The organism is Dietzia aerolata, assembly GCF_014144865.1.
Lineage (GTDB): Bacteria > Actinomycetota > Actinomycetes > Mycobacteriales > Mycobacteriaceae > Dietzia > Dietzia aerolata.
This window is the reverse complement of record NZ_JAALDM010000170.1, coordinates 1-10250: the sequence shown is the minus strand read 5'-3', so window position 1 is coordinate 10250 and position 10250 is coordinate 1. Positions and strand designations below refer to the sequence as shown.

Sequence of the window (10250 nt, the reverse complement as noted above, 5' to 3'; positions counted from 1 at the left end):
CGCTGGCTTCGAATGTCGAGCTGCTCATCCTCGACGAACCCACCTCGGGCCTCGACCCGCTCATGGAGGAGGTGTTCCAGCAGGAGATCGCCACGGAGAAGGCCAAGGGCCGCACCATCCTGCTGTCGAGCCACATCATGAGCGAGGTCGAGGCGCTAGCCGACCGCGTCAGCATCATCCGCGCCGGCCGCATCGTGGACCGCGGCACCCTCGCGCAGCTGCGGGGCGGCAGCCGGGTCACGATCACCGCGACCCTGGAGCGTCCCCCGGCAAGCGCGGCGGAGCTGACCTTCGTCCACCCCCACGCCCTCGAGGGGAACCGACTGTCCGCCACGTGCGACCCGGATCGGATCACCGAGGCCATGGCGGGCCTGGCCACCTACGGATTGGCGGACCTGACGGTGTCCCCGGCGTCGCTGGAGGAGATGTTCCTGCGCCACTACGACGGCGACCACCGCGAGGGCGACCTCGACAACAAAGACAACAAAGACAACAAGAAGGACGACGACGACAACGATTCCACCGCCGGTAGCGCAGGCAGGCGCCGCCGCAGCGGTCAGAACTCGACCGGGCAGGACCTGACCCGATGACCTCGGCATTCACCGGGTCCCGGCCACTTTTGGCGGTGTCCCTGCGACTGGACATCCGCAGTATCGCGCCCTGGGTCGTGCTCATCTCGGCGCTGTCGGCGACGTCGATCCTGGGTTATGACTGGGTCTTTCGAACCGAGGCGGAGCGGCAGGAGCTCGCCATGACCCTCGGCGCCAACCCGGCACTGTCGTTGATCTTCGGCCCGGCACACGACCTCATGTCGGCGGACGGCTTCAACGCGTGGCGCGCGGGCCAGCTGGGCGCACTGTTCGCGGGGGTCATGGCGATCCTCATCGTCGTCCGCAACAGCCGCGCCAACGAGGATTCCGGCCAGGCCGAGCTGATCGCGTCCGGGGTGATGGGCCGTCAGTCACGCCTCGCCGTCGCGATCCTCATGGCGGTGGTGGCCTCGGTCGCGCTCGGGGTGGTCTGCTTCCTCCTCACCGTCGCGGTCGGCGGCGGCGCACTCGCCACGCTGACGATCGCGGCCACCTTCACCGCCTCCGGCCTGATGTTCGCCGGCGTGGCGGCGGTGGCGGCCCAGCTCGGCGCGGAGGCGCGCACCTCGAGCAGTCTCGCGTTGGGCGTGCTCGGCGTCCTGTTCGTGATGCGGGGCTACTTCGACTCCAGCGGCGCCCGGGAGTGGACCACGTGGCTGACGCCGTTCGGCTGGCTCGAACGCACCCGACCCGCGGTCGCCAATGACCTCTGGCCGCTTCTCGCCGCACTCGCGCTGACCGTCGTGCTCGTGGCGGCCGCGTTCGCGCTGCAAAATCGCCGCGACTTCGGGCAGGGGTTGATCAGCCCGCGCCCCGGTCCTGTGAGGGGCGGGTTGGTCACCTCGGTCTGGGGGTTGGCGCTGCGCCTGAATCGGGGAACCGTCGTGGCCTGGCTGGTCGCTCTCGCCGCGCTTGGGGCCACGTTCGGCAATCTGGTGGAGTCGATGCGCGATCTCGTCGCCGGAAACCCCGCGATGGCGCAGGTGTTCGCCGCAGGCGGCGCGGATGCGTCCGCACTGACCATGGTCTTCGTGGCCACCTTGCTGCAGATCATCGCGATCATCACCGCCATCATGGGCGTGCAGGTGATCATGCGAATCCACACCGAGGAAGCCGAACTCCGCGCCGAGGCCTTGTACGCTGGGGCGCTCCGGCGCGAGACCTACCTCGCCTCGAACGTCATCGTCGCGCTGGGTGCAACCGCCCTGGGCTTGATGGTGGCCGGCCTCGCGCTCGGGCTGGTGGCGACGGGCCCCACCGGTGTGTCCGTCGGCACCGTTGTCGGCCAGGCGGCGGCAACCATCCCCGCGGTCTGGGTGCTCGTCGGGCTCGCGGTGGCGGCGGTCGGCGCTGCCCCTCAGGCCCGGCTCGTCGGGTGGATGGGCATCGTCGCCACCTTCGGGCTCACCATTCTCGGCCCCACCTTCAGACTCCCGGGCTGGGCGCTCGGCATCAGCCCGCTGCATCATGTGCCGAACGTCGGCGCCGCGTCCCCGTCGTGGGCCTCGCTCGGCTGGCTCGCTCTCGTCGCCGCCGGCCTACTGGCCGTCGGGTTCGTCGGCTATCGCCGGCGAGATCTCGGGTGAGGCGACCCGCCACCACCCCGCCCGCATCCACTCCACTCGGGTCGACGCCACCCGGATCCCGTTCACTGCGGTGAACGACACCTGTCGTTCACTCGAATTCGGGCTGTGTGAACCCTGAGAGACACCGGAGCTTCGTCTCGACTTCGTAACGTCCAGGTCGAATGTCCATCACCGACGTGATTGGTCGGCTAGTTTCCCGTGCTCAACGACTCCCGAAGGCCTCGACACATGCTGAAGTCCCTGTCCGTTCGCCCGCTCATCGCCGGGGTGGCCGCGTTGACGGTGCTCGCGCCGATGGCGTCGACCGCCCACGCCGCGCCCGCCACCGCGCAGGTCGATCGGGTCGTCGTCAATCCGCGTGAGGATGCCTCAAACGGGATGTCGGTGTCGTTCCGCGCGCCCGGTGCCGTCGGCGAGGTGGAGTACGCGGCTCCCGGCGGCGAGTTGGTCCGGGTACCGGCCGGCCTCGTGCTGTCGCGGCTGGGCGGCGGCGCGGAGCCGATCATGCCCCCCGGGCCGCTGCCGGTCGCCGAGCATTTCGCCGCTCACCTGACGGGCCTGCAGCCGGCGACCACCTACACCTACCGGCCGATCGTCGACGGTGTGCCGGGCGAGTGGGCGGAGTTCACCACGGCGAGCGCCACGTCCGAACCGTTCAGCTTCGTCTACTACGGCGACGCGCAGACGCACCTCGACAGCGTCTGGCCCAAGGTCGCGGCCCGCGCCCTCGAGCATTCCCCCGACGCCGCACTGACCGTGCACTCGGGTGACCAGATCGACAATCCCCACGCTGATGTGGAGTGGCACGACTTCTTCGCCGGGATGCAGGGAACGATGGCCACCCGGCCCTCGATCGTCGCGCCCGGCAACCACGAACTGATGCTCGATCCGTTCGCCTACCTGCACCGCGCGCACTTCGAGTTCCCGAACAACGGCGTCGACGGGCTGCCCGACACGACGTTCTTCAACGACTACCAGGGCGTTCGGTTCATCACCCTGCACGCCAACTACATCCGCCTCGGCGAGCAGGCGGCCTGGCTCGACCGTGTCCTGGCGGACAATCCCCACCAGTGGGCGGTCGTGAACTTCCACGAGCCGGTGTGGAACGCCACGAGCCGGCGCGATGAGCCCTTCCACCGGGATGCGTTCCGGGGCGTCATCGAGAAGCACAATGTCGACCTGGTGCTGACCGGCCATGACCACGCCTATGCGCGCGGTCATCAGGCCGGCAACCCGAACGGTCCCGCGTACGCAGTCACGGTCGCCGGCGGGAAGTACTACGACGTCGACCTCGCAGGCGACCCGTGGTCGCTCTCGGGTGGGAAGCGTGTCGTCGGTGCGGGCGGGATCTCGACCTTCCAGCGGATTGACGTCGACGGTTGCCGCATGGACTACACCTCGATCATCGGGCACGTCTCCGAGAAGGCAACCCAGCCCGCCACCGAGGGCGACGTGCTCGATGCGTTTTCGATCGACAAGTGCGATGGGGACAAGAAGGTCATCGAGACCAGGCCAGGGGCGTGATCCGAATGCCGGGTGCCGGCGGCGGATTCGGATTCGACCATGGGCGCAGAGTCCGGAGTCGATCAGCTAGGGCTGCCGTGCGCGTGGGCGTGAGTCGGCGAACGGTGCTCACCTCGGGTGCCGGCGCGGCGGGGCTGGTCGCGCTCAGCGGCGCCTCGGCGGGAGCGTTCTCCCTCGAGCACTTCGGCACGGGTTCGGCATCCGGTCTGGTGGTGACCGATCTCGAGGTCGTCACCCTCACCGACACCTCGGTCACCTTCGGCTGGGCGTGCTACAACGGGCCTCACCCGCCGGTCGGCGGACTGCGCCCGACTGTTCCGTCGGACTCCGAGGTGTTGCTCGGCCCCGCCGACGGGACCGCACCCATGAAGGTCGTCCACCACGATCCGACGCCCCGGGGCATGCACCTGGTGACCATCACCGGCCTCGAGCCGAACCGGTCGTACCGCTTCGAATGCCGGAGTCGGGGGATCGCCGCCCGGCCGGGACTCGTCGCGACCAACCAGGCATGGTCCCCGGAGCGTCTCGGCCGGTTCCGCACGCTGTCCACCCCACCCGGCGACTACATCCGGACGATCGCGCTGGTCAACGACACCCACATCGGTGAGGACGAGCACGGCATCCTGTTCGCGGGGATGCCGGAACCCATCATCCAGGAGCCCGGGGCGGATCCGTTCCCGGAGATCATGCTCCGTGGTGCGCTGGCCGAGGCCCGCGCCCACGGGGTGAGTCGCGTCCTGGTCAACGGGGACACCACCTCGGAGGCCAGGCCGGACGAGGTGCGCAAGTTCCGCGAGATCATGGACACCTACGGCACCCATGGCGTGGACTATCACGTCACGCGCGGAAATCACGACCGACCGCACACCCCGTCTTCGGACCTGGCTGCCGGCTACGAGGCCTTCCCGGTGCTCGAGGGAACCGCGGATCACCGGGATGTCTGGGGCGCCGAGTTCATCCCGCGGCAGCAGATGTGGACGACGTCGATCGGCGGGCTTCGGGTCCTGGGGATCGACAGTGCGATGCTGGATGCGTCCGGCGGCGAGATCCTGCCTCATCAGATGTCGGACATCGCGGCGGAACTGGCCGCGGATCCGGACCGGCCGACGCTGGCGATGGCCCACCACCCGGTGACCCGGGAGGCGGCCTGGACGAATGTCAGTGGGCCGATCTTCGTCCTCAACGAGCACGACGCGAACATCCTGCAGGGCCATTTCACGCGCGCGCCCGGCGTCTTCATGATGTGGGCGGGTCACACGCATCGAGCCCGTCGCACCTCCCCGGATGCGGCGCAGCACGTTGATTTCGTGGAGACCGCCTCCAATGGCGGCTACCCGGGCGGGTACACGCTCCTGCACCTGTACACCGGCGGGTACATGATGAACTTCCACCGGATCGGCACCGAGGAGGCGCTGCGGTGGTCGGCGCGCTCACGCTGGGCGGGACTGGGAATCAACCCCGACTACACGCTGGGTCTGACCGATCACCGCAACTACGTGGTGCACCGGGACCTGTCGGGAATCTGACCCAGAGTCCGGCTCCGGCATCTGGGGCCGGACTGGTTGCTGGCGTCATAGCGTGTCGGTGGCACGGTGATGCGGTGATCCGGCGGTTGCCGGTTGCGCGGGCTACTGAACGACGCCATCAATTGATAGCGCCCCACCGCGGGTCGTCCGGCTACGGGCCGGCGGTTCGCGATGGGGCGCGTGCCGTGATGTGGGTGGCCAGCTGATCAGGCCTTGATCGAGAATCCTCGGACCACGTTGAGGATGCCCAGGACCAGAAGAGCGATGCCGGCGAGCCACCAGAGGAAACCGGCGCCCCACAGCGGGGTGGACACCAGCGAGATACCGGCGAGCACGGAAATGATGGCGAAGAAGATCGTCAGTCCCTTCGAGCTGGCCTCTTCGAGACTGAACAGGGCGGTGAAGCCCTCGAAGATCCACATCACGCCGATGAGGACGGTGACGAATATGCCGAGGAACGCCGCGGACTGCTGAAGCGAGGCGAAGGCGTAGATGCCTGCGACGACATACAGCAGACCAAGAAGTCCGTGTCCCACGCGGCTGCCCGTGGACTGGCTGGTGGATGCGAACGACATCCCGATGTAGATCAGACCCGCGATAATCGCCCAGACCGCGATGACGCCGGTGACGACGACCGCGGTCTTGCCGGGCCAGACGAGGACGGCGATACCGAAGGCGACGGCGATCAGGCCGCCGATGATCAGCGCTGCGCGCATGCCTTTGGCGACCGGTGTGAATGTGGAAGTGGTCATGTGGGGACCCCGTTCGAATCGAGTCGGCGAACACGATTGTGCTCAATAGATTTTAATCTAGTGACTGGTGTCCGATTTGGAGGCGGGTTTGGCTTCGGGTGGAGGTGACGTGGGTCACGCATTTCTTCCACTGGTTCGCGCCGGCGCCGAGCGGTCCGGGCAGGGTAGGTCCGGCGCCCCCACATGCGGCAAGGGCGACCTTCCGGCCGGGTGGCGTCGGAAGATCGCCCTTGCCGAAGTCGGGGGGGTGTGAGCCTTGCTGCCGCGAGTGGCGGCGGGGCCGACCGTCGAGCCGGCCGGAAGCAGGATCAGGCAGCGACAGGCATGCGGTCGACGAGCGCGGGTCGCGCGGAATCGACCATCACGTAGCGGCTGGCCCGGTCCGAGACGGACTTGCCGTGGCGCACCGCGCTCGCGGCGTCAAGGGTGAACCACATCTGGGCGAGAACATTGATGAAGGGGCGGAGCAGTGCCATGGGATTCCCTCCTTGAAGGGGGCTGGGGGAAGGGGTCGAACCGGTCTGGGTATACAGGTCTGTAAACCGCTGACTGCAGATTAGGTATACAGGTCTGTAAAGTCAATAGCGATATGGCGACTGATTTTCCTGACCTCACCGACCTGACCCCGGGCGCCCAGCGGCTACTCGACGTGGCGTCCGAGCTGTTCTATGAGCAGGGCATTCACGCTGTCGGAGTGGACACGATCGCCGCCGAATCCGGGGTCTCCAAGCCGACGCTCTACAAGCATTTCGGTTCCAAGGACGGGCTCGTCGTGGCCTACCTGCTCAACCGTCACCGGTGGTGGTGGGAGCTTCTGGAGGCCGAGGTGGAGCGCGCAGAAAGCCCCCGGGCCCTGGCGTTCTTCACGGTGTACGCCGCCAACCACGGCAATGCCCGCCGGGGCTGTGCCTTCCTCAACGCCGCCGCCGAGTTGCCCGACGACCACCCGGCCCACGAGGTGATCCGCTACCACAAGCACTCGGTCTGCGACCTGCTCGAGGAACTGGTCAAGGAGGACTCCGCCCCCGACATCGACCACCGCATGCTGGGCAATCACCTGTTCCTCCTGCTGGAGGGGGCCTTCGCGCATCGCCCGATCTACGGGACCGAGATGCTCTGGCAGGGGCGCGAGATGGCCAAGCGACTGCTGGCCCGTCCCGAGATCGCGGGCCGGCCGGTCGCCGAGCAGGCGGCTACCTCGACGATGTGAGCCACCGGCTCCGGGTCAGACCTGAGGCGTGCGCAGTGGCGCCTCGTGCTGCTCCCGCACGAACTCGGGCAGCGGGCCCGCCGAGCGGAGGACGCCGGCGATGGCCGGGTCGGCCAGGTGGAGGCGCCCCACCGAGATGAGGTCGAACTCGCCGCGGCCCATGAGGTCCACGACCTGATCCACGTTGTCGGATGGCCGGACCTCGGCCCCGGCCTTCTGCTCGCGAAGCGAGGTGCCGATGCCCACCCCGCCTACAGCGCCGGACGCCTTGCCGGTGAGGCGCCGCGCCCAACCGGCCAGGGTGACCTCGCCGTCGTCGCCCCCGAGCTCGGGGAACGCTGGATCGCTGAACCGGCGCGTCGACGCGTCGAACAGATCCACGCCGGCCTCCGCGAGAGCGCCGAGATACACGCCCAGCTCCTCCGGGGTCTCGGCCTTGCGGGCTCTGTAGTCCTGCTGCGTGTGCTGCGAGAAGCGGTAGAACAGAGGCGCGTCCGGGCCGATCGCCTCGCGCACCGCGGCCACCACTGCCGCCGGGTAACGCACGCGCGCGGCCAGGTCGCCGCCCCACGAATCGGTGCGGCGGTTGGTGTCGGCCCAGACGAACGCGTCGAGCAGATACCCGTGGCCGCCGTGCAGGGTCACGCCGTCGAAGCCGGCCTCCATCGCCAGCTTCGCCGAACGCGCGTACGCCTCGATGGTCTCGGCGATCTCGGCCTCGGTCATCGGCGCGATCTCGGGAGCCCAGCGGGCGACGCTGCGCTCGGAGTAGGTCGTCACGCCCGGCGTGCCCCACAGTCCCGACGGGCGCATCGGGCGCATCTCCATCAGGCGGTCGCGATTGGGCTTGTCGAAGCGCGCGTTGGCGCCCCACAGCGGGCCGACGTGCCACAGCTGCGCGATGATGCTGCCCCCGGCCGCGTGCACGGCATCGGTGACCTCGCGCCACGCCTCGACGGACTCCGGGGTGTCCAGGCGCGGGATCCAGGCGTGGTCGACCGACGTGGGGTGATCGATGCCGATTCCCTCGGTCACCACGAGCCCGGTTCCGCCGGCCGCGCGCGAGGCGTAGTACTCCCGGTTGACCTCGTCCGGCAGCGCGTCCGGGCAGCCCATACGGGTCATCGGCGACATGGCGAGGCGGTTGGCCAGCTGCAGCGATCGGATCTCGAGGGGCTGGAACAGTGCTTCGCGACCGGGGGCGACCTGCTGGCTCATCGCGCGGGACCTCTCATCTGGGCGTGAGGTGACGGTGACCGGCCGCAAGCCGGGTCGTCACCCGATGGATCTCCCGTCCGAGCATAGGTTTCCAAACCCAACCAAGCAAATGCTTGATTGGCGCCCGGCTCGGCTGTTCATCGCCGCCCCGAGTCGGCCGCCCGCCGCCTACTCCACGTCGAGGTCCTGCTCGATCAGCGCGGCGATCTCGGCCACGGCATCGGCGTCGTCGCCGGTCACCGTGACCTCCGCGCCCTTCTCCGCGCCGAGCGCCATGATGAGCATCGCGGAGTCGGCGTCGGCTTCCTCGTCACCGAAGGTGATCTCGATGTCGGTGTCGTACTTCTCGGCGGCCTCGGCGATGATCCCGGCCGGGCGGGCGTGCAGTCCCTCGGCGGAGCCGACGATCACGGTCTTACTGGGCATGGGGGTTCTCCTCTGGATGGGGTGGGTGGGGTGGGGTCGGGGTTGGTGGACGTGAATGGTGCGGGTCAGGCGGCCACGGCGGCCGGCTCGGGGGTCGGGGCCGGGTCGCGGCGGGCGGACTTGGCCGCGATCACCGCGATGCACGACACCGCCATACCGGCGAGGATCGCGACGAGGTAGCCCCACACCGGGTTGATGGCGAAGAAGACGAAGATGCCGCCGTGCGGTGCGTACGACTCGACCGAGAACGCCATGATGAGCGAACCGGTCACGGCGCCACCGGCCATCATCGACGGGATGACGCGCAGCGGGTCGGCGGCCGCGAACGGGATCGCGCCCTCGGTGATGAAGCTGGCACCCAGCAAAAACGCGGCGCGGCCGTTCTCCTTCTCGGCCTCACTGAACAACTTCGCCCGCACGACGGTCGCCAGACCCAGCGCCAGCGGCGGCACCATGCCCGCGGCCATGACGGCGGCCATGATCTTGAGCGAGGCCGGGTTGTCGATCGCCAGCCCGGCGGTGGCGAAGGTGTATGCCGCCTTGTTGACGGGCCCGCCGAGGTCGAAGCACATCATCAGCCCCAGCACGATGCCGAGAAGGATCATGGACGAGCCGGTCATGCCGTTGAGCCAGGACTCGAGCCCCTCGGTGACCGCGGCGAGCGGCCGGCCGAGCAGCAGGAACATGAGCAGGCCGATCACGAGCGAACCGAGCAGCGGGATCAGGACGACCGGCATGAGGCCGGCGAGCCACCGCGGCACGTTCCATGTAGTCATCCAACGGACGAGGTAGCCGGCGACGATGCCGGTGATGAGCGCACCGATGAATCCGGCGCCGAGCGTGACGGAGATGGCGCCGCCCACGAAGCCGGGCGCCAGGCCGGGCCGGTCGGCCAGACCGTAGGCGATGTAGCCGGACAGCACGGCGATCATGAAGCCCATCGCCGCCTGGCCGATCGCGAACAACACCGCGCCGAGATACAGTCCGAATCCGCTGCGGGACAACACGACTGCGCCTTCCGCGCCGGCGTCGACGATCTCGCCCTCGAGCGCCCAAATCTCGCCGGGCAGCTGCGTCAGTGAGTAGTCGGTGACGATGGCCTGCCAGACGTACGCCACGTCGTAGCCGCCGATGAGGAAGCCGAGGGCGAGCAGCAGACCGCCGGCCGCGACGAACGGGATCATGTAGGACACGCCGGTCATCACGGCTCGTTGCAGTCCGCGCGCCCAGTGTTCGTCGCCGCCGGAACCGGCCGACTCGGCACCTGTAGAGCCGTCGCCGCCGGCGTCGCCGGAGACGCGCCGCGCGTCGGGGTTGCTCACCGCGGCGGCCGCCTCGTCGAGGAGTTGGTCGGGCGCGTCGATGCCCTTCTTGACGCCGTACTCCACGACGGGTTTGCCGGCGAACCGCCCGCGGTC

Annotated in this window: 10 protein-coding genes; 5 read left to right on the top strand and 5 right to left on the bottom strand. The window is 68.8% G+C overall.

Going from position 1 to position 10250, the window contains the following annotated elements; translation table 11 throughout:
* The 4 genes from G6016_RS10725 to G6016_RS10710 all read left to right on the top strand — a co-directional run.
* A partial coding sequence (locus G6016_RS10725) for an ATP-binding cassette domain-containing protein (protein ID WP_479682405.1) occupies window positions 1-590 on the top strand: 590 nt, incomplete at its 5' end.
* Window positions 587-2176 (top strand): ABC transporter permease, encoded by a 1590-nt coding sequence (locus tag G6016_RS10720; protein WP_182632647.1) that lies wholly within the window; start codon window positions 587-589, stop codon window positions 2174-2176. The genes G6016_RS10725 and G6016_RS10720, both read left to right, overlap by 4 nt.
* A 228-nt stretch (window positions 2177-2404) precedes the next feature.
* A complete protein-coding gene (locus G6016_RS10715) occupies window positions 2405-3700 on the top strand; it encodes a purple acid phosphatase family protein (protein WP_182632646.1) in 1296 nt (431 codons plus the stop codon).
* A gap of 89 nt (window positions 3701-3789) precedes the next feature.
* The gene (locus G6016_RS10710; protein WP_338403580.1) at window positions 3790-5226 is read left to right on the top strand and encodes a purple acid phosphatase family protein; all 1437 of its coding nucleotides are present in this window, start codon (window positions 3790-3792) and stop codon (window positions 5224-5226) included.
* Between the two features lie 206 nt (window positions 5227-5432).
* On the opposite strand, the gene G6016_RS10705 is transcribed toward G6016_RS10710, so the two are convergent.
* Window positions 5433-5978: an HdeD family acid-resistance protein gene (locus G6016_RS10705; protein ID WP_182632645.1), complete on the bottom strand. Its 546-nt coding sequence runs from the start codon at window positions 5976-5978 to the stop codon at window positions 5433-5435.
* Between the two features lie 308 nt (window positions 5979-6286).
* Window positions 6287-6454 (bottom strand): hypothetical protein, encoded by a 168-nt coding sequence (locus G6016_RS10700; protein WP_182632644.1) that lies wholly within the window; start codon window positions 6452-6454, stop codon window positions 6287-6289.
* A 113-nt stretch (window positions 6455-6567) separates the two neighbouring features.
* On the opposite strand from G6016_RS10700, the gene G6016_RS10695 reads away from it, so the two are divergent.
* The gene (locus G6016_RS10695; RefSeq protein WP_182632643.1) at window positions 6568-7188 is read left to right on the top strand and encodes a TetR/AcrR family transcriptional regulator; all 621 of its coding nucleotides are present in this window, start codon (window positions 6568-6570) and stop codon (window positions 7186-7188) included.
* 15 nt (window positions 7189-7203) lie between these two features.
* Here G6016_RS10695 and G6016_RS10690 read toward each other — a convergent pair whose 3' ends face one another.
* The 3 genes from G6016_RS10690 to G6016_RS10680 form a co-directional block, all read right to left on the bottom strand.
* Complete coding sequence (locus G6016_RS10690; protein ID WP_182632642.1) at window positions 7204-8406, bottom strand: oxidoreductase; 1203 nt, start codon at window positions 8404-8406, stop codon at window positions 7204-7206.
* 168 nt (window positions 8407-8574) lie between these two features.
* Window positions 8575-8832, bottom strand: coding sequence for an HPr family phosphocarrier protein (locus G6016_RS10685; RefSeq protein WP_182632641.1), 258 nt, complete (start codon window positions 8830-8832; stop codon window positions 8575-8577).
* A 65-nt stretch (window positions 8833-8897) separates the two neighbouring features.
* Window positions 8898-10250, bottom strand: a 1353-nt coding sequence (locus G6016_RS10680; protein WP_182632640.1) for a PTS fructose transporter subunit IIC, incomplete at its 5' end; no start/stop codon positions are given.